This is a genomic window from Paenibacillus paeoniae, assembly GCF_003388735.1.
Lineage (GTDB): Bacteria > Bacillota > Bacilli > Paenibacillales > Paenibacillaceae > Pristimantibacillus > Pristimantibacillus paeoniae.
In genome coordinates, this window is sequence record NZ_QUBQ01000001.1 from 2528277 (window position 1) to 2547816 (window position 19540).

The 19540-nt window shown below is 48.3% G+C and carries 16 protein-coding genes and 1 pseudogene; 3 read left to right on the forward strand and 14 right to left on the reverse strand.

Annotation, left to right across the window (positions count from 1 at the left end; all coding sequences use genetic code 11):
* Positions 1-104: 104 nt before the first annotated feature.
* Positions 105-518 carry a hypothetical protein gene (locus DX130_RS11735; protein WP_240644408.1) on the reverse strand — a complete coding sequence of 138 codons (414 nt, stop codon included), beginning with the start codon at positions 516-518 and terminating at the stop codon, positions 105-107.
* 314 nt (positions 519-832) lie between these two features.
* Between DX130_RS11735 and DX130_RS11740 the strand changes: the two genes are divergently transcribed.
* Both DX130_RS11740 and DX130_RS11745 read left to right on the forward strand, forming a co-directional pair.
* Complete coding sequence (locus DX130_RS11740) at positions 833-1951, forward strand: LCP family protein (RefSeq protein ID WP_116045373.1); 1119 nt, start codon at positions 833-835, stop codon at positions 1949-1951.
* 41 nt (positions 1952-1992) lie between these two features.
* Positions 1993-2625: a winged helix-turn-helix domain-containing protein gene (locus tag DX130_RS11745; protein ID WP_165861235.1), complete on the forward strand. Its 633-nt coding sequence runs from the start codon at positions 1993-1995 to the stop codon at positions 2623-2625.
* Positions 2626-2849: 224 nt separating this feature from the next.
* Here DX130_RS11745 and DX130_RS27430 read toward each other — a convergent pair.
* From DX130_RS27430 to DX130_RS11790, 8 genes and pseudogenes are all read right to left on the reverse strand, one after another.
* A pseudogene (locus tag DX130_RS27430) lies at positions 2850-3761 on the reverse strand (transposase); the annotation flags it as partial.
* 215 nt (positions 3762-3976) lie between these two features.
* Entirely contained in the window at positions 3977-6037 is a 2061-nt protein-coding gene (locus tag DX130_RS26690) for a S8 family serine peptidase (RefSeq protein ID WP_206098794.1), read from the reverse strand.
* A 295-nt stretch (positions 6038-6332) separates the two neighbouring features.
* Positions 6333-7196, reverse strand: coding sequence for a hypothetical protein (locus tag DX130_RS11765; RefSeq protein ID WP_133297918.1), 864 nt, complete (start codon positions 7194-7196; stop codon positions 6333-6335).
* A 171-nt stretch (positions 7197-7367) separates the two neighbouring features.
* On the reverse strand, positions 7368-8192 hold the full coding sequence (locus DX130_RS11770) for a hypothetical protein (protein WP_116045385.1): 825 nt from the start codon (positions 8190-8192) through the stop codon (positions 7368-7370).
* 302 nt (positions 8193-8494) lie between these two features.
* Positions 8495-9151, reverse strand: coding sequence for a FusB/FusC family EF-G-binding protein (locus DX130_RS11775; RefSeq protein WP_116045387.1), 657 nt, complete (start codon positions 9149-9151; stop codon positions 8495-8497).
* 260 nt (positions 9152-9411) lie between these two features.
* Positions 9412-10323, reverse strand: a complete 912-nt coding sequence (locus DX130_RS11780; RefSeq protein WP_116045389.1) for an NAD(P)-dependent alcohol dehydrogenase — start codon at positions 10321-10323, stop codon at positions 9412-9414.
* A 115-nt stretch (positions 10324-10438) separates the two neighbouring features.
* Positions 10439-13099: a winged helix-turn-helix domain-containing protein gene (locus DX130_RS11785; RefSeq protein WP_240644409.1), complete on the reverse strand. Its 2661-nt coding sequence runs from the start codon at positions 13097-13099 to the stop codon at positions 10439-10441.
* A 100-nt stretch (positions 13100-13199) separates the two neighbouring features.
* Positions 13200-13763, reverse strand: coding sequence for a DUF6022 family protein (locus DX130_RS11790; RefSeq protein WP_116045392.1), 564 nt, complete (start codon positions 13761-13763; stop codon positions 13200-13202).
* Between the two features lie 317 nt (positions 13764-14080).
* Between DX130_RS11790 and DX130_RS11795 the strand changes: the two genes are divergently transcribed.
* Positions 14081-14392 carry a YbjQ family protein gene (locus DX130_RS11795; protein WP_116045393.1) on the forward strand — a complete coding sequence of 104 codons (312 nt, stop codon included), beginning with the start codon at positions 14081-14083 and terminating at the stop codon, positions 14390-14392.
* Positions 14393-14603: 211 nt separating this feature from the next.
* On the opposite strand, the gene DX130_RS11800 is transcribed toward DX130_RS11795, so the two are convergent.
* The 5 genes from DX130_RS11800 to DX130_RS11820 form a co-directional block, all read right to left on the reverse strand.
* Complete coding sequence (locus DX130_RS11800) at positions 14604-15218, reverse strand: SRPBCC family protein (RefSeq protein ID WP_116045395.1); 615 nt, start codon at positions 15216-15218, stop codon at positions 14604-14606.
* Between the two features lie 74 nt (positions 15219-15292).
* Positions 15293-16261 carry a helix-turn-helix transcriptional regulator gene (locus DX130_RS11805; protein WP_116045396.1) on the reverse strand — a complete coding sequence of 323 codons (969 nt, stop codon included), beginning with the start codon at positions 16259-16261 and terminating at the stop codon, positions 15293-15295.
* A gap of 132 nt (positions 16262-16393) precedes the next feature.
* A complete protein-coding gene (locus DX130_RS11810; RefSeq protein ID WP_240644411.1) occupies positions 16394-17431 on the reverse strand; it encodes a FecCD family ABC transporter permease in 1038 nt (345 codons plus the stop codon).
* Positions 17418-18434 carry a FecCD family ABC transporter permease gene (locus tag DX130_RS11815; protein WP_116045399.1) on the reverse strand — a complete coding sequence of 339 codons (1017 nt, stop codon included), beginning with the start codon at positions 18432-18434 and terminating at the stop codon, positions 17418-17420. Before DX130_RS11815 ends, DX130_RS11810 begins: the two co-directional genes overlap by 14 nt.
* Before the next feature lie 34 nt (positions 18435-18468).
* Positions 18469-19470 carry an ABC transporter substrate-binding protein gene (locus tag DX130_RS11820; RefSeq protein WP_116045401.1) on the reverse strand — a complete coding sequence of 334 codons (1002 nt, stop codon included), beginning with the start codon at positions 19468-19470 and terminating at the stop codon, positions 18469-18471.
* Between the last annotated feature and the right edge of the window lie 70 nt (positions 19471-19540).

Consider the following 19540-nt stretch of genomic DNA (forward strand, 5'->3'; position numbering starts at 1 on the left):
ATAACAAAACAATTTATACCCAAACAGAAAGAGCTGGTGCAAAGCCCTATCTGTTGGGTATAGATGTGTTTAAGCACTAGTATTGGTATAACTATTGTTCCGTCTTAAAGGTTTGTGAAAGTAAAAGCTGCAGCTGATTGATGTGTGTTCCCGCCTTGTACGCCATGTGTCCCAAACGCTTGGTGGGGTAAAGAACCACCAAAAAACGTCCAAAAATCAAATAGTGATGTCGCCCCTCTTTGACTAGGCACAGCACTTCCAGTACCTGTGGTTTGTCCGAGTTTGTTTTGCCATTCAACTTTTCCTGTTAAATACGCATTATCATTATTTTTTTGTACATTGGTAGTAAGATAAAAGTCCCCAAGATTATAGTTCATTGATATAGCTCCAGTCAGTGTTCCATAGCCAGTTGTAGGTGTGCTGGAGGAAGCTGCAAATGCGCCTGTAGCTACCATCGAAACAGAAAGGGCAGCCACTACTAAGGAACCATAGAGTCTCTTACCAAACTTCTTTGTCACAAAAACCACTCCTTAAATAATTTGATGTGAGTTTAAGAATAAAAACTTAGCGTTGCACCAACTCTTTACTATTATCCTTAAAGTCATTTCCAACTATATACCAATCAATCCATTCTTTTAAATAAACAGAACATAAATTTTCCATAAAGAGAGATTGATAGAGGTATTTAGAAAACACCTTAGATTTCTAGTAAAAAGTTCAAAAACTCTTATCTCTAGACCTAGAAATTATTTCTGGAGTTTATTGCAACAAATCCCTCAATTTGTGCGTTTAGTCTTATATAAGCATAAGTGAGATAGGAGAGGTATTGATTATGATGCAACAAAGAAAGAGAAATAAAACAATGGGTAAAAAGAAAAAGATGATCATACGCTTAATGATCATCTTGATGAGTGTTATAGCACTTTCAACAGCCGTGTTTATTTATCAACTAAAATCGAACCTTGATAACATGATTTTACCTGGCACAAACAGCACCACAGCCCATCAATCAGGAGACGGCACCGAAATTGATGAAGCGCATTCAAAAACTAATGAAGATTTCTATACTTTGGTGATTGGTTTGGATTATCGAGGGAACCATAATGCTCTTCTTACTGATACACTTATGGTGTTGCATGTTATCCCTAAAGAATCAATCGTTAAAATGCTTTCGATACCTAGGGACTTGCTAGTCGAAAATAAACGGGGGAACACGGTCAAAATTAATTCCTTATTTAGTGAAGGGTATTCACTCTACCGGCAAAAAGCTAAAGAAGATCCATCGATTTTAACGGGAGATATCGTACAAATGGGATCAATAAAGCTGGATAAAGCCGTACTTAGCGGATCAATGGCCACCACTCGAAATAAAATTGAGGAAATATTGGAGATTGATATCGATCACATGGTTTTAGCCAATTTCACTACTGTAACATCCTTGGTAGATGAGATCGGCGGTATAGAAATCGATGTTAAAAGATCCATGAAATACAGACCAACGAATCTCTATTTAAATCCAGGATTGCAAGTATTAAACGGAGAGGATGCCTTGGGATACGCCCGTTTCCGAGAGGACGACCGCGGAAATCGATATTACGCCAGCGATTTTGAACGAGGCCAGCACCAACAGGAAGTCGTAAAAGCGTTGGCTGAAAAGATTCTATCTTGGGGAAATATCACAAAAGCCCATAAACTGCTAAATATCGTTTCGGACAATGTGAAGACAGATATTAATTACACGGACATGTTTGCGATGATTACAAAATACTATGACAAATTTAATGGTGATTCCTTTAAAACGCTTTCATTTCCGGAGTATTATTCGCCAGAGGGAGATGTCATCATTCCTGAAGAAGCACTAAAAAAATTACAAACTGATTTTCATGCTATAAAGGATGTGGAGGTGATTGAATCAGAAATAGATACTGATCAGAGCGTCGACATGAATTGATATGCAATGTTAGTGAATTATTATGGAAAATGGAGGTAAGAATGAATATATTATTACTCTCTCAATGTTTGACCTCATCATGTAATTTACTATCAGAATTATTACATAGAAAAAATCATGTCATCACAATAACGGATAATAGTTGTTTACAACATATCTCCACAGAGTTAATCGACCTCGTCTTATTGTATTATCCCAGATTTGGAGAAAAGGAACTAGAAACCAGCTTATCAATCCGCGAAAAGTGTCAGGCACCCATTCATATTATTAATAAATATTGCGACAACGTTAATGTATCTTTTTTAACTCAGAAAAATATTACAATAAATCTTGATCCAATCGCTTACCTTATGCAATTTCTCCCTTTGCAAAAATCTAAATCCGAAGAATCCGTCATCCATTTTCAATTAGATCCTCCTAAAAGAATTGTAATCGTTAATAATAGAGAAATTGAATTAAGCCATAGAGAATTTCAAGTCTTACATTTTTTGTATAATTTCAAAGGTGAAATCGTTGTACGAGAAGATCTGATTAATTCGATTTGGGGAGGGATTTGCTCTGATGCCAACGTATATATCACGATTCAAAAATTACGAGAGAAGATTGAAGATAATCCGCAAAAACCAAAATACATAATAACAAAAAGAGGCGGGGGTTACTTGCTGTCAATTTAGAGGCTGTGGAGATTTGGAGGGCGTTGACTAGTAACTCTACTTAATTGCAACTCACTAGTGTATAAATGGGATCGCGGGAGGGAAGCGCCGACTGGGGCGACGGTTGCTTCGCGGATTTAAGTCGATTCTATCGACTTATTCGAAACGGACGAAGTTGCTTCAGGTAAAGTCCATAATTATGTGTAAAATCCCTTCTACGTTGTCTGAGAAAAATTAGCGGTTTTTGCACCAATCATACGCACGACCGCCTCTCGGTTTGGAAAAATGTGAATAACACGCTTAATGCCATTAGAAGTCCGCAGTCGTACGCGGTATTCATCTGGTTATACAAGTACAAGGATGGCCGCAGCATCGTCAAAACCATTTTCGAACGTGTCCATCGCCTTAGGGCGCTTCTAAGTTGTCATTAAGACATTTTCTCGCAATGTACATATTGGGTGATTCAAGATGGAACGAAGCATCCCTTCATACTCGTTTGCAGCGCCTTTGGTGCAGCATTTAGAATATTGCGCATAAAGTCGGGTTGGCACCGCTGCCAGGTTACGCTTTGAAAATGCTAACGAATGGCTTTGACCAAGCCACCGTGAGTATCACTGGTGATGCAGTCTACACCGTTTAGTCCACGGCTTTATGTTTGCTAAAGAAGGTATCCCAGCTGGCCTTAGATTCGGTATCGCCAACCGCAAGCCCTAGAATCTCTCGGTTGCCATCCGTGTTGACGCCATAACCAATAAAGATCCCTCTAGAGCGTATTCGGCCATTCACGCACCTTTACATTCATGGCATCCACCGTCATGAACGGATACGCCACTTCATGTAGTGAGAACCAAGGCTTGCTCGCTTCGCTGGTACCATTTAAAGAGTTCATTTGAAAAAAAACCATCACGAAAACGGAGAATTTGCAGCGTAATGCTCCCTACTCGCGTCGTTAATCCTTGGGTGTAGCTGCCATTACACTGCCCATGTCGCCCAGGCGCTCGCTCATATTCTGCAGCGGCTACTTGTTCGGTGGCTTGCGCCTTTAACTCTTGGTTTAAAACGGCCTCTAATAATGCGGCTACGCCAGCATCTCGATTTTCTCCGATAAATAGTTGGTTTAGTAATTGATGATCTAGTGTAAGCTGATAATGAGCCATGAATAAATACTCTCCTCGGAAATGGTCTAGGCAACTTTTCTAGAGAGTATTTACTTCATGGCTTACTTTTTATGAAGTTCATCATTTTACACAATGATATGGACGGGCGAATTAGCGGTGCGTGGCAGCACTAAATCACCCTTTGGCGCGATAACACACTTTCAACGTTGCTCAGCAACAGTATTTCAAAATTCAACCTATTCTGCCCCTAGCTCCTACAGGTCACCCCAGCGCGCAACGGTTACTTGCGTTAGCTGTGTGCCGCTTGTAACGGTATGAGCACGCGGCCCCACATATCCGCCCCCGCTTGATGTCTCCATCGACCCCCATGTGCCTCTGGAGAAGTTGAAATGGAACGTAGTTCCGATCGGGACATTAAGCGTAATGCTGTAAGTTCCGTTCACGTTTTTCGTCAACTTATAGACCGGGTCGTTGATCGACCAGCTGTTATTCAGGCCATGAGCATACATATAGATATCCGCATTAACGGGCGTGTTGGCCGGAACGGTCAGCACAAAGGTCTGCCCTTGAAGAGGCGGGGCGTTCGTCGTCACGGCAAGCGCTGTGCTTGCCGAGGAGACATGTCCTGCCGCATCCTTTGCTTTTACGGTAAAGGAGTACGCCGTAGAAGCAGCCAATCCAGTAACCGTATACGATGTGCCCGCAGATACACCGATCTTCACGCCATCCTGATAGATGTCATATCCGATGACACCGACATTGTCCACTGATGCCGACCAGGACAATTCAACGCTGGAAGACGTGACATTCGCTGCTGTAAGCAGGGTGGGAACGCTCGGCACTTCAGTATCTGACACAGCAGCCGGTGCCGGCATATGATCGATGATATTTTTGAGATTGGGCAAATGTCCAATCTGGTCTGCAGCAGGATCCGCCGAGGCTGTATTGTAGGCCGGATTTCTAAGCAGCTCCCGAACCTCATGCGGCGAAAACGTAACGCCGTATTTCGCTTTCGCAATGCCCTGCAACGATATCACAGCTGCGGTGACGATTGGCGAAGCGGAGGATGTGCCGCTGAAAAAAGTGGTGTAGCCCGTCGTGGAAGACAGGTCTGTTGCACTTAGCGTATGCACGTTATGCCCGAAGCCAAAGCTGTCGATTCGGCTGCCGTAACTGGAGAAATACAGGCGCTCATGCGGAACTGACGACGACGAAGCGCCGACCAGAATAGCTCCGGAATCTTTGAAATCGGGACTGTTCTTGTTCAAAATATATTTGCCGTTCCAATCCTGATAGGTGTCCAGATTGACAGAGCCGTTCGCCCCGGCTTCGACTACGACAATGCCTTGATCCGTCGCATAGCGAATGGCATCGAATTCCGCAGGAAACACTTCCATCGGCACATAAGCCCCATTGGACGTGCTGGATGTAGATTGCACCTCTATCAAAATCACGTCACCCCGGTGCAGTGCCGGAACCGACGTGAGAATCGCCTCGGCGATATTGCTGGAGCCGTCGAGCCGTCTCCAAGAATTGATAAGCGGCTTCGCTTTATTGGCTAGCCCGACATGACCAATCGTATTGTCGACCGCAGAGATGACGCCAAGCACCGCTGTCCCGTGAGAAGCGGATGTCGGCATCAGAATGCCCGGCAATGCTGTAATGTTGTGAGCCGCCAAATCTTCATGATTGAGCGCCCAGCCCTGCTCGACATCGACGTATGAGATGCCTTTGCCGTCTCCGCCTTCAAACTGCCAGGCATATGGAGCATCAATGCCGAGCGGCGCGGCTTGTCCATAAGTCTGGTTTGGATACAGCGGATCATCATTCGGCTGTACCGGCGTTGAATTCGGCGCGTACGGCAACGACGGGTCCGAAATGTTCGTTGGCGCCTCATAAGCCGCCTCTACAAGCGGGGATTTGTTCAACTTTGCCAGAAGTGCCGCCACGTCCGTTCCCTTCGGAACAGCTGCAGTAAAATACTGATGGAAAACGGAAGTCTGACTGCTGCTTGACAGCTGCGACTTTGCGTTAAGCGAAGTGAACAAACGGTTAAGCTCCAGACCGTTCAGATCAGCCAGCACACTGGCATAAGCGGCATTCCTCGATGCCTTAAGCGCCTTTTCAGCTCCATCCTGATAAGGCAGCTGTACCTCTTCCTTGAACTTAATTACGATTTCCCCTGACGGCTGCTGCGCCGCCTTCCCGATGTTTGCCGATTGATCATCCACTGCGTGGACAGGAGTGAAGCCAACTGTCAAAGATAAAATTAAAAATACAGATAACATTAAACTCATTATTTTTCTGCTAATCATGTTCATCTCTCCTACTCTCTATTTATCTGCTTGCTATCAAGTCCAAAAATCGAAGTCAGTCCTCCCCTCCGCGGAATCCTATCATTCTCAAAAATGGAAATATACCGCCAATAAAATATACAGCTAGTCCCGTGTGAAGACTGTCGAAAAAAGGTGGAAATTTCCTAAAAGTTATCCGATGCGTTTAATCGTCATAAAGTTGTCAAATCTTTTCGTCCTTTTCTGCATAAAAAAAGAAGACCGCCACGCTGTCTCAACGACAAGCGGACAATCTTCTTTAGCCTTTTCTTACATCTCATTCACCGGGCGGTATAAACCGGAAATCCGTCAAGCGGAAAGCGCCCGACTCATACTTAACCTCAGCTTCTATATTGCCAATATAGACCGGTATCACGAATTTCTCGAACGAAATACCTGCGCCGAAGCTAGCTATGATCCGGTCCTCATCAAACCAAAAATTTGCTATATCGCCAATGACAAGCCTCTCTTCTACCTGACCGCTTTCTTCACTGTCATACTCCTTCAGACTGACGGTGTACGAATCATCGCCCAGCGTCAGCTTCCCAAACAACTCCTCTTTCTGTCTAAGCGAGGAAAACTTCGCCACATTCTTGACTTGCCCGATATAATTTTCCGGCTCAAAGTAATAGTCGCGAAATCCGTCAGTATCGTTATGCACGATGCGCAAGTCACTGACAGACACTCCCGTTCCGGATCCTATATAAAGAATAATCGCAAGCTCGTCTGCACCGTCGCCGTCCAAATCCCCTAGCGTCATGCTTGGCTTGATGCCGCGCGGAGTCATATAGGGCCAATCATAGGCCTGCTCCCGCTCCCCTATTCGGAGAATAACCCCGCTATCCCCTCCCGTTATAGAAATAGCATGCTCGGGCAATTCAGCCAGCATCGCTTCATCAGAAAGCAGTTCCGAATTAGACTCATCCTGTGTGTGCTCCGCTGCTTGAGGAAGAGCAGTCAAAGAGGCATATTCCTTCCCTTCCATGCCAGCTCCGTCCTTGGTTTCATCGCTGCACGTAACAGTAGAGGTCATGCATTTATTTCCTCTCCATTCCCCGCTGCATGAAGCAGCTAATAGTAAGCTTAGTGTCAATGCGCTGACCTTGATCAGCGCCAGCTTCCCCCCATTGTTTCCCCGCAAGCAACAGCGCCCCTTTCAATTCACACTCATTACAAAAAACGGAAAATGAACCTATTAAGTTGCAGCTAGTCAAGGAAACTCATTATTTCCTTCAACTATCACGTCAAAGAGCCGTGTCTCCCGATGAAGACACGGCTTTGGCACACTGCTGTTTGCAGTTCGTTCTTTTGACTATGCGGAAGCTTCCGCCGATTCGGATGCTGTACTCTTGCCTTTTCGTTCACCCTTGTCCCCATGGAAGCCGCCTCGACTTCCATCCATGCCTCTATGGGCGAAACCTTGTCCGTTTACCAATCGTTCTGCTTGCTCTTGTGCTTTTTCTTTCGCTTCCGCCGCCTTCACAGCAGTCAACTTGCCATCAGCAACAGCTTGGTCAAGCTTTGCCGTTATCACTTCCTTCAATTTAGCAATAAGGGTGTCAGCGGCTATTCCTTTTTCTTTTGCGACGGAAGCGATCGTTGCTCCATCAGCTTGAAGCGCAGTTTTCAGCGCGTCCTCCGTCAATCCGAGTGCCTCAGCAACCGCATGCAGCTCCAACCCCATACCGCCTCCAGGCCGGAAACCACCAAATTCTTGTTTCGTACTAATCATTTTATCCAGATTCGACTCGAATTGCTGCTTCATCTCAGATTGCTGCTTCTCAAAGGCTGCGGTGAGGGCTCCTTTCAGCTGATCCTTCGATATCCCTTGAGCTGCCGCAATTTCTTCAAGCGTGCTTCCGCCCGTCAGCTTCTCCTGAAGCGCATCACGGTCAAGCTTCAACAGTTCCAATACATCATCATTTACATATGAAGCACCAAACCCATGACCGCCGCCTAACTTCTCTCCTCTGACCTTTCCGAACTCCTTGGTCGTATCCGATGTGTCAGCTTGCACTAATGTACTCTTGATTGCAGCTCCCGACTTGCCTGGAACCGATGCAGCCGCATAAGCGCTCAGCGGAATCAGGGCCGCCAAAGCCGTCGCAATACCTAATGTTTTTACATACCTGTTCATATTCATGTCCTCCCTAACGGTTGATTGAGCCTATCGGCTAACGTTCCCTGATCTTGCCAAGACCGGAACAATACCCATTATGGACATGTCCGCTTAAGCGAAAGTGAAAGGAACCTAAAAGACAGATTAGTGCTGGCTGAATGTTTCCTGAATGGTCTAGAAAAACAAAGAACCCGCCTTATTGGCGAGCTCTTGGTCTTGCTTGTAGTCTTGCTTGTAGTCTTCCTTGTAGCCTTGCTTATGGCCGTTTCGATCACAATTGCCTTCCCTATCGGGAGACATACGAGCGACTCGGTCTCCGATTACACGAGTCCCGTTACTGCACGTACATAGTTCTCCAAAACTGTCACATCGCGAATGTTGCGATTGCATGCTTCGCTGTCGACACATAAATAGTTGCCGATCGCTTTATAATAATCCGGCGATGCGTTTGCCGGCTTGACTTTGGTGACCGCAGTAAACAACGCAAGCTCTTCATGCCGGTTGCACAGGAAGCACACGCCTTTCCTTGAAGGCGTGAATCTACCCTCCAACCCAACGAATTGATCATCCAGATGATAGATAAGGAACATCCTGCCCGTTCCTACATCAAGCCATCCCAAATACGTGACGTTGCGATAGTCGATGGCAGCCAGATCCGGCAGCTTCATCTTCTTAACTTTGGGAAACAGCTTGGCCACTTGCTTCCCAGTCACTTGCGGGAAGCCTGTCCTGTAAGGCTCCAGCGATTGCAGATAGTGCTGAAATTGCTCCGCCGTATGCAGCCCTGACAGCTGGTTCAGCAATTGCTGGTGAAGTTCCGAGGCATTCGGTAAAGCTTCCAATATATTGGACTGGGCGCTATATCTCACTGATTCGACAACTCGTTTATCCGACACAGTTGCACAGGCTTGCTGCAGCAACTCCACTTGCTTGATGATCAAATTATAGTGATGGTTTCTAATAAATGGTGTATTCAAGGCTTTCAGCTCCTTATTTTTAGTAGAGAAAAATAAGCGCAAAGCCCTTTATTAGAAACGATAAATTATCGTTCAGGCGAACAAAAATGATGTTTCGCCCATGCAAAGTATCGCCCCTAATTCGTGGCTTTGCATGAGCCGTCTCGAGTCCCGACAAATTGATTTGCCATATGTGCCACCCCCATTACTGACCTATATTATACCTGATGGGGAGCGACGGCACTATGCCGAAAACCATTATACCTAATTTTCACACATGGTCATGGAATCGTAATGATGATATTGCCCTTCTTCCGGCCGCTCTCCACATAGCGGTACGCATCAACAATTTGCTCCATTGCATAACGACGATCAATGACTGGCTTTAACGCGCCCTTCTCCATTAACTCCTTCAAAACATACATATCCTCACGGCGTTCGACCACCACGCCTTGCCCTTCTACTGTTAAATATCGGCCACCTGGCGCAAGCGCCTCGGTACAGTCGGATTTTGTGCTTTTTCCAACCGCATCAAATACAATGTCATAACGCTCTGCCCGTTTCCAGAAATCTTCCTTCGTATAATCGATCACATGATCCGCGCCCAGCGACCTCACCAATTCAGCATTCGCGGAGCTGCACACCGCAGTCACTTCCGCCCCGCTGTACTTGGCAATTTGAATCGCGGCTGTTCCGACCGCGCCTGATGCACCATAGATGAGTACTTTATATCCCCGTTGCAAGTTTCCTTTTCTGAAAAAATGCAAGGTAGTGGTGCCTCCAAAAGGGACCGCAGCTGCCTCCTCATATGAGACATTGTCCGGCATCGGCGCGACCAGACTATTTTCGGGGAGGCACGCATATTCGGCATGTCCTCCAAACCGCATGCCAGTTAACGCAAATACGCGGTCACCCTTCTTAAACCGGGTTACATCCTGACCAACCGATTCAACCTCCCCCGCCAGCTCGACACCAAGAATCGGCTGCCGCGGCTTGAATATGCCGAGGAACAAACGCATCGGAATCCAGAAGGATAACGGGCTATTGAAGGCTCGAACTCTGCAATCCCCGGTCGTAACCGTCGTCGCATGAACTCTGACCCGGATCTCATTTTTTTTGGGAATCGGCATAGCTACCTCTTGGAGCTGCACTACTTCAGGCGCACCGTACTTCGGACATATGATCGCTTTCATCTGCACTTCCTCCTAATGACCATCTGTCATAAGTATAGCGTCTGATGAAGTGCTGCTTATAGATACTAAAGTATGGTTCTCTAGCAAACTGTACAATCTGTGTTGCCGGAGAAACCTACAGCAGTCCCAACTCGCGTGCACGCGCCACGGCCTCTGTCCTTCGGCTGACCTGCAGCTTATCAAAGATGATCCGGTTATGTCCCTTGACCGTGCTTAGTGCAAGAAACAGCCTGGAAGCAATGTCCGTATTGGACAATCCTTCAGCAATGAGCCGCAGCACCTCCAGCTCCCGGCTGCTTAGCGCTTCCACAAGCGTCGGTTTACCAGAGGGGCTTGCTTTATGACGATCCTGGAGGTTTTGCCCATGTGGTGTCGACACATTGAACTGGTCCAGCAGATTTCGGATATAACCTGATAACACCCCACTCTTCTTCGCTTCAAGCAACAGCCTCTCCATAGTTTGCCCTAAATCCAGAAACAACCGGGTAAAACCTTCGTTTTCCGCATCAGCTAGCGCTTGGAGCAACAGGTTGACTGCTTCATCCTTGTGGCCATGCGCATATAAGGCTGTCGCTTGAATCACTTTTACTTGGAGTCGCTCCCCCGCCAGGCCCCTCTCTTCCGCCCCTTCACGCAGCACTACCAGAATGCCAAGTGCCTTAGAGACATCCCCTTGCGCGAGATTCGCTCGGGCCAAGCTAATGGATGGCTCATGCGGTTGGAGCAGCAGGGCGGCTTGTGCCGGCTGATGTTGGCTAAGCAGCAAGGAGGTGCGCACAGCTGCCACCTCTTGCATTTGATACGTAAACTGATGATCCCTCGCATGCTGCTCAGCTCGAGTCCATAGAGTTGATGCGCTCTCAACATCATTCTGAGCAAGCTTCACCCGAGCAAGAGCCAGCTCACAAGCAACGATTCGATCGGTTTGCTGGAGCAGCGGCGCTAGTCGAATTGCTTTCTCCGCATGTTTCTCAGCGGCCGCCAAATCATTCCACTCGTAATTAATTTTCGCTAAGCCTAAATGAGCCTCGCAAGCAATCGGCAGAGGGGGATCACCCGCAAGCTCCAGTACGCGACGATACCAATCCGCAGCAGCATGTAACATATTATCCGACTGACGGACTGCCCCAAGGCCGAGCATAGACATCATGGTGATCATCCCATGTCCAATGGACTGGCTGACTGCCATTGCCTCCGAATATGCCTTGCCTGCAGAAACAGGATCCCCTTGAAGCTGATAGGCATAGCCAAGCGCCCAAGTTGTCGCTGTTCGAACCGCTCGATTGCCAATAGGCAAATGATGGAGCGCCCGCCTCGACTCGGACATAATCGTCTCTGCGTCATGCCGACTTACAGCCAGCGTAGCCCGGATGGATGCGGCATGTCCGATCACTTCCGACGTCTCCTCATCTTGCGGCATGTTCTGCAGCGCCATCTCGGCAGCTTCCAGATGGTGTACGGCCTCACTCAGCTGACCAGACAGCAATTGCACAGAAGCATACATTACCCGTAACGAAGGTCTCACATCCAACTCTCTTGTCGGCAATGAGTCTAACCAAGTCTGCACCGGTGCAAGCGCACCGCGGAAGAACAGGGGCATTCCACCTCCTTCCACTAAGCGCGCTGCCTCATTTACATTGCCGGTTTCAGTCGCATGCTGGAAGGCTTCCAGTTCCAAACCATTCTCCTCATACCAATGACTTGCACACATATGCAAGTCAGCCCCAAGCTGCTTGCTCTCTTCCGCTTGCAGCCGCTGCCTAAGCAAACCGGCAAACAGATGATGATAACGGAACCATCCTCTCTCTGCATCCAGAGGTACGATGAAAAGATTGGAACGCTCAAGCTGTTCCAGCATCGCTTGACCGGTAATTTCGAGAGACGGCTCTACCTCCAGCCGCATCAACGCCTCACAGAGTGGTCCGCACATCCGATCAAGGATTGACGTACGGAGCAGGAATGTACGAACACCAGGCGATTGCTGCTTCAGCACTTCCTCAGCTAAATAGTCGAGGACAAAGGGATGTCTTTCGTTAAAGGGATGAGTGGCTCGAGTAAGATGTTGTCCACCCTTCATCGATAGGGCAGCTAATTGCAAGCCTGCAATCCATCCTTCCGTCTGAGCTTCCAGCAGCTTCATTCCATCCCTCTCCAGCTTCAGACCCATGACCCGGCTCATAAACTCTGCGGCTTCGTCCGGAAGAAAACACAAGTCCTCCGTTCGTACCTCCGTCAATTGATCTCTAGCACGTAGTCGGGACAAGGGTAGCTCGGGATCCACGCGGGTCGTCATCACGAGGTGCAGTCGAGACGGCAGGCGCTCCAATAGAAATTCAACAGCGCTCATCACTTGCGGGGACTCGATAACATGATAATCGTCCAGCACGAGAACGTATGGCTCCGTAAGCGTGTCAGCCACTTCATTGAGAATATGGGAGAGCATCCATTCGATGGGGGGAGGCTGCGAAGCTTGAGTTTGCAGCGCAACAAACACGCCTTCCCCCAAACCCGGCGCCATGGTTCGAAGTGCGGCAAGCAGGTAGGAGAGAAAACGTGCAGGATCATTGTCACCCTCATCCAGAGACAGCCAGGCGGACCGCAGATTGCTGCCGGTCAGCCATTCGCTGACCAGCGTGGTTTTGCCATATCCGGCAGGTGCGGAGATAAGGGTAAGCTTGCGGCGAAGCCCTTGATGGAGCAGCTCCGTCAGACGGGAACGTGGAACATAGCCGCTCCGAGGCGGCGGGATATATAATTTCGTGGACAATATAGGCATGTTCATGTAGCCAGTATAATAATACCCCTCATGCCAGTCAACCGAGATATTCTACTGCACTACAGGCACCTATTCTAAATGGTCGCTCATAGCCGCAACGTTAATTGGTACTGTTCTGCTCCTCATTTAAGCTTTGCAAATAAAGCTTGTATTCTTCCGTAAACTCCAGGGCCTGTTCGAAAGATGCAGATTTCTGGGATAACACCCGAACGACCTCCTCTTTCCCAGTCACAGACAAAGCTAATATTCCTGGCCTGCGGGGCAGACGGAACTGCGTATGATCATGAAATATTTGCAACACGATCGTACCCAGCGGCGAACCGTCCCCGTCATGAATTGCACTCCACATCCAGCGTTGCTGATCCGACTCGTCCTCATTGCCCCATTCACGAGAAATATCGAAATCGCCCGGCAATCGAGGTGAAGGCTGCAATCCGTTGCCCTTCATCTCCTTGTGAACAGGACCGAGCAATAGGTTCAAATACGTGCCATATGCCATATCGCCCGCCTCCTCATACGCACGTTGAAGCTTATCTGCATGATTCTGCAGGGTATCCCTCCAATTGGATTCGATATGAGCATCGATATATCGCCCCAGTGTCTCGATGACGCTCTCCGAGCGATTAGCAAGCGATGCTTGAAGCAGCCCCTCGTATTTATTCATGGTTCCATCCACCCTTTATCCTGAAATAGTAAAGCTTCTTTCAGTGTACTTCATTCATGCAAATGATAAAGTTAGTAGGAGCAATGAGATGATTCATCCCCTGTTGGCGAGAGAAATCCGTCAAGTACTTTAAGGTATTTATAGAAACTTATGAGCAGTGTGCAGCCTCTTGCAAGCCGGGAAACGGATATTGTTTCTAAGGGATAGGCAGCATATTGCGAAGAAGGGGAAGTGAATAACTGACTAATGTGGAACCACCATTATGAAGCCGCGTAATAACGTTTAGCAATTGACTTGAATTCCAGGAGGAATTACGTATGATATTGACCACAACGTCCACGATTGAAGGCATGCCCGTAAGAAATTATGTAGGGATTGTAACCGGAGAAGTTATTATGGGAGCGAACGTGTTCAGAGACTTTATGGCATCCATTACCGACATTGTCGGAGGCCGTTCTGGAGCCTATGAGAGCAAGCTTCAAGAGGCAAGAGACGCAGCATTCTCTGAAATGTGTCATAAAGCTTCGCGAATGGGCGCCAACGCCATCATCGGAGTAGACATCGACTATGAAGTAATTCGCGATGGTATGCTTATGGTTGCCGTTAGCGGGACGGCAGTTAACGTATAGCACCTCGCCCGTGCCAGATCCCCTCGTAACAAAAGCATAATGCAAGAGAGCCGTTCGAGTATTCGAACAGCCCTCTTGCATTCAATATTCATTCAACCGATGCACCATCTGAACTGATAATCCGGGTCCTCCGTGATAATAAAATAAGGAGCGCTTGGCAGCTCTCCCTCAGCGGCAAAAACGAACCCATCTTTGAAAGGATAGGTGTGTACTACATCGGCTCATCCTGCAGCCTCCTTGTCAGTTCGTTCAGCTTTTCCTCCCAGTGGCGCCTCATAACTTCTCTTACATAAATGTCATCCAGCATCTCCTGATGGATCGCCACCGTTGTTTTATCTCCTTTGGCAGACAGCACATACATTTGCAGACGCGAGGGGTTGTCCCATTCCGGGCGCTGCCAGGTCAGCCGCAGCTTATGATAAGGCTTCACGACAGTGAGCTTGCCGAATAGGCCTTCCTTGGACTGATAGACCTCTCCCTTTTGCAATATAAATGACGAAACGTCCCCAGCCCACAGTTTTAATCCTTCCTGCGATACGAGGTAATCCCAGACCCGCTCTTTCGAAGCCGCTATTGTCTTTCTAACGCCAATCTGCACACCAGCATCCTTCGTGACGCCTACCGGTATCCGCCCCAGCACCTGCCCATACATGACAGCGAGCCATTCGCTCCATTGTTCCGAAGCCTCATATTGCTCACCAATATGTGCTGCAATCCCCTCATGCGACCACTGAGGATCCACGGACTGCTGAAGTCTGATCACCCACTCTTCCCATGTACTTCCCGTTGCTTGCATAACTTCTTGTCTGAAAATAGAACCTGGCATCTGGTTCCCTCCTGACGATTGATAGGCCTCATTATAATATACAAACACTGACAGAGAAGGTCAGTATTTATATTTCAGGATCGATAATAATGAAGCAGTTCCTCGGTAATGTCAATCATATGACTTCTCAGCTCCTCCGGCTCGACAACCCGCAGCTTCCCGCCAAACGATAAGAGATAATGGGCGATCCCCGTATAGAGCGTCAGCTCGTCCACTCGGAACCGAGCATGATGCGGGGATCGCTCGACGAGTGCGTGACTAAGCAGCCAATGACCGCATAAATCATCCAATGCCTGAGGCGCCCCCTGAATCAGCACGGAGACCGTTGAGTCCCCGGAGCCTGCTCCCGCTTCTTCAAGCAGGCTCCCAAGCAAAAACTTACGCGCAGAGAAAGCTGCAGGACGTTCAAAACGAGCTGCGGTATCCGTCATCCCTATGATCCGATCTACACGGAAGCTTCTAATGTCGGCTCGCAGGTGACAATACCCAACGACATACCAATTGGCTCGCCAATGGACAAGACCATAAGGGTCGATGCTGCGCTTCGTTGTAACGGAATCATAACCGCTCCTATAAGACAGCTCCAAGCTTGCTTGACCGTCTATGCCCGCTTCCAGCTCAGCAAGCAAAGAGGTAAGCGCCGAATCTACAGGAGGCTGGATCACTTCAATATGGGCTTCGCGCCGTTCCATGTTCTCCAACTGTTGCGGATTCGTATACCGCTTCATTTTCGCCACGGCTCGGGTGAGTGCCGCTTCTGAAGGATAACCGGATTCTCTGGCGAATGAAGCGGCTTGAAGCAGTGCCTTCTGCTCCTCCGCATCAAAGAACAACGGCTCAAGCTTCAACGCTTCAGGAATCGAATAGCCGCCATCCCGGCCTACTTCAGACACGATGGGCACCCCAGAGATACATAAGGCGTCGATGCATCGGTAAACCGTTCGAATATGAATTTCCAGCTCGTCCGACAGCTCCTTCGCCGTCATTCTTCGACGAGATTTCAGCAGCCAAAGGATCGCAAGCATATTGTCAGCTTTAGACATGTCGTCCTCCCCCAAAAATACTCTTTTATCAACTATCATCATTGTACTACAATAAATTTCCACTTCTCCATACTGATGTCATACGTCTGAGCGCAAACAAAAAAACGGCATCTCTGCCGTTCCTCTACGTATCTATCGACGATCGCTATGTCTATACATCAAATAAATAAAAAAAGGTGCGCCTAATATTGCCGTAAAAATACCAGCCGGTATATCCAAAGGCACAAATACGGTACGGCCAACCAGATCAGCCAGCAGCACAAACAATGATCCTAATATCGCTGAAGCAACGACGATGGCCCCATTGTTGTTGCCAACAAGCTTGCGAGCCATATGTGGCGCCATCAAACCTACAAAGCTGATTCCACCTGCGATACCTACCGCAGCGCTGGCCAGCACAACACTTAGTATGATGAACATAACACGTTTCTTCTCCACATGCATGCCTACGCCAATCGCAATACGATCGCCGAGCTCCAGCACATTCAAGCTTCTGGATTGCATCCATGCGATCCCCCCGCCGATTATCACCCATGGCGCCAAATACATGACATGAGTCCACGATGTGCCATAGACCGTTCCCGCCATCCAGCCAAGCGCTTGCGATACGAGATACAGGGGACCCGCAAGCGTGAAATAAATCGTTAACGCTCCCATTGCAGAGGAGACCGATACGCCAATCATCGCCATACGAAGCGGCGAGCTGCCATTCTTCCAAGCCAGCAAATATGTAATTGCAGAAGCGATGCAGCCGCCCGCCATAGCAACAACCGGCATCCAGCCGACGTTCACCTGACCATTCATAATCGTAATAAAAGCTACGACCGCAGCCGTCGCACCCGATGTTGTCCCAAGCAGATCAGGCGAGGCGAGCGGATTGCGAATCAAAGCTTGCAGGATCGTCCCCGATATGGCCATGGCCGCGCCTACCAATACAGAAGCCGCAATACGAGGCATTCTCAAATGCATCACAATATACTCATACTTGGCTTCGCCGATCCCGAACAGGGTTCGCAGAACGTCCATAATCGGCACCCGGAAGCTCCCTATACCGATGCTGAGAACAATGGTCGCCAGCAATCCAATAGCCAGAATGACTAGTTTAATGCTAACCGAAGACTTGCGATCGTGGTTGATCATTTTGCGAGAAATCCAATTAAATCTGCCCAAGCGCCTTCCTCCTTACGAGCACCACTACAAAGGGGACACCTAATAGGGCTGTTGTAACGCCAACCGGCACTTCCTTGGAATGAATCAAGAAACGGGACAGCACATCAGCCAGCAACAAAAAAGCGGCGCCGAGCACTGCGCTATAAGGCAGGAGCCAACGATGGTCATTGCCAATTAGCCAGCGTGAGATGTGTGGAATCATAATGCCAACGAAGCTGATCGGACCAGCAAGCGCGACACTTCCCCCTGCCAAAATAACGACAACGAACACCGTCACGATTTTGATCCAAACCATCCGCTGCCCCAGACCAACTGCTACATCATCCCCCATCGCCATTACGTTGAGCGAGCGCGACATAAATAAGACGATGACCCATGCGCCTAACATATACGGCAAAAGTTGAACCGTATGGCCCAGATTGCTGTTGGACACGGAGCCGGTTAGCCAGTAGAGGGCGCCTTCCAAAGTTTCATTGCTGATCAGCATAAATAACGAGTTGATGGACGTAGCGAATGACGCCAAGGCCGAGCCTGTCAGAATCAGCTTGATTGGCGTCATTCCCCCTTTGCCGGCCGTCGCAATAACGAAAATAAGCACGGCCGATAGGCCAGCACCAATAAATGCAAACCACATTAAGTTCGTAAAGGAAAATACGGCCCCATACCAATAAAGCATGGCTACAATCGCAAGTGCTGCGCCAGCATTTATACCAAGTATCGATGGAGAGGCCAGCGGGTTTCTCGTCATGGCTTGCAGCAGAACTCCGCTAAGAGCAAGACTGCAGCCGATTACGGCGGCAGTCAAGGCTCTCGGTACTCGGGACGTTCGGATAATAAGCTGCTCATCGCTGCCCGTATAGGATGTATAAGCTTGGATGACGGTGGCCAGATCAAAGTTTCTGAGTCCAAACAAGACGCTTGCTACAGCGGCTGCGATTAGCACTGCCACAGCACCAAGGAAACCAGCCGCTTTTCTTCTGTCGCTAGACAAAAGGGAGGTCATGTTTCTTCTTCCCCTTTATACCGTTAACGAAATGCTAACGTTGAATATTCGCAAAATATTTCTCAATATCGGCCACTAACAGCTTTGCGGCAAGGATGCCGCCAGCAGAGTTCCAAATCGACTCATCTACTTGATAAATTTGTCCATTTTGATTCACTTTCATGTTTTGAGCGATGGGATCGGCCAGCCATTCCTTGGCCGTATCGGCTGCTGCCGTCTCGCCGCTGCGGTCCGATGCAAAGTAGAACAGCGCATCGCCATCCAATACACTAATTTGCTCTTTCGTAATTTCTTCGGCAAATTCCGCTTTGCTCTGCGCTTCCGTCCGCGCAATGCCCAGCTTGTCCAAGATGACGCCGGCAAAGTTTTGCTTGTAGTAGACTCTGGCTTTGCCTGCCTGGAAACGGGCCAGCGATACTTCCGCCTGTGCTTTGTCTCCCAGCTTGGCTGCCGTCTCTTCAACGAGCTTATCGAACTCGGCAAGCGCTTGCTCTCCTTCTGACTCCTTATTCAAGGCACTTGCAAACAGGGAGAAATTCTCGATCATGCTGTCGCCCAGGTTTTCGGTAAATATGGTAGGCGCAATACCGCTAAGCTGACTGTAAATTTTCTCTTGTCTAACCTTTGTGCCAAGGATCAAGTCCGGCTGAAGACTCGCGATCAACTCCATATTCGGCTGAGTCTCATCGCCTACAATTTCCACGCCTTCCATTTGATCTGCTATATGATCATACCAAGGATCGCCGATCCAGGAATGAACGGCTCCTACCGGTTTAATGCCCAGTTCCAATAAAGTCTCAGTCCCTTGAGTAGTCAACACTACAATTCGAGTAGGCGTACCCGTAATATCCGTGTTGCCCATTGCATGTGCAATCGTTCTCGTTTCATTCGCTTCAGGCTGTTGTGTCGGCTGATTGTTGTCAGCATTTCCTGGCTGACTAGCTCCATTGTTGCTTCCGCAAGCTGTAAGCATGATAAGCAGGGCTGCCAGCATAGCAGAGAGCATCACTTTTGTTGCATTATGTTTTTTCACCATTTCCGCTCCTATTTTCCAATAATGAGTATCATTATCAGTAAGTATTGAAAAAAAGAACACTTTCTTGCCA

Excerpts from the sequence above, each read along its gene's own strand:
- DX130_RS11740 (WP_116045373.1), top strand. The coding sequence starts at position 833 with ATGATGCAACAAAGAAAGAGAAATAAAACAATGGGTAAAAAGAAAAAG.
- DX130_RS11745 (WP_165861235.1), top strand. The coding sequence starts at position 1,993 with ATGAATATATTATTACTCTCTCAATGTTTGACCTCATCATGTAATTTA.
- DX130_RS26690 (WP_206098794.1), bottom strand. The coding sequence starts at position 6,037 with ATGATTAGCAGAAAAATAATGAGTTTAATGTTATCTGTATTTTTAATT.
- DX130_RS11770 (WP_116045385.1), bottom strand. The coding sequence starts at position 8,192 with ATGAACAGGTATGTAAAAACATTAGGTATTGCGACGGCTTTGGCGGCC.
- DX130_RS11780 (WP_116045389.1), bottom strand. The coding sequence starts at position 10,323 with ATGAAAGCGATCATATGTCCGAAGTACGGTGCGCCTGAAGTAGTGCAG.
- DX130_RS11785 (WP_240644409.1), bottom strand. The coding sequence starts at position 13,099 with ATGCCTATATTGTCCACGAAATTATATATCCCGCCGCCTCGGAGCGGC.
- DX130_RS11790 (WP_116045392.1), bottom strand. The coding sequence starts at position 13,763 with ATGAATAAATACGAGGGGCTGCTTCAAGCATCGCTTGCTAATCGCTCG.
- DX130_RS11795 (WP_116045393.1), top strand. The coding sequence starts at position 14,081 with ATGATATTGACCACAACGTCCACGATTGAAGGCATGCCCGTAAGAAAT.
- DX130_RS11800 (WP_116045395.1), bottom strand. The coding sequence starts at position 15,218 with ATGCCAGGTTCTATTTTCAGACAAGAAGTTATGCAAGCAACGGGAAGT.
- DX130_RS11805 (WP_116045396.1), bottom strand. The coding sequence starts at position 16,261 with ATGTCTAAAGCTGACAATATGCTTGCGATCCTTTGGCTGCTGAAATCT.
- DX130_RS11815 (WP_116045399.1), bottom strand. The coding sequence starts at position 18,434 with ATGACCTCCCTTTTGTCTAGCGACAGAAGAAAAGCGGCTGGTTTCCTT.
- DX130_RS11820 (WP_116045401.1), bottom strand. The coding sequence starts at position 19,470 with ATGGTGAAAAAACATAATGCAACAAAAGTGATGCTCTCTGCTATGCTG.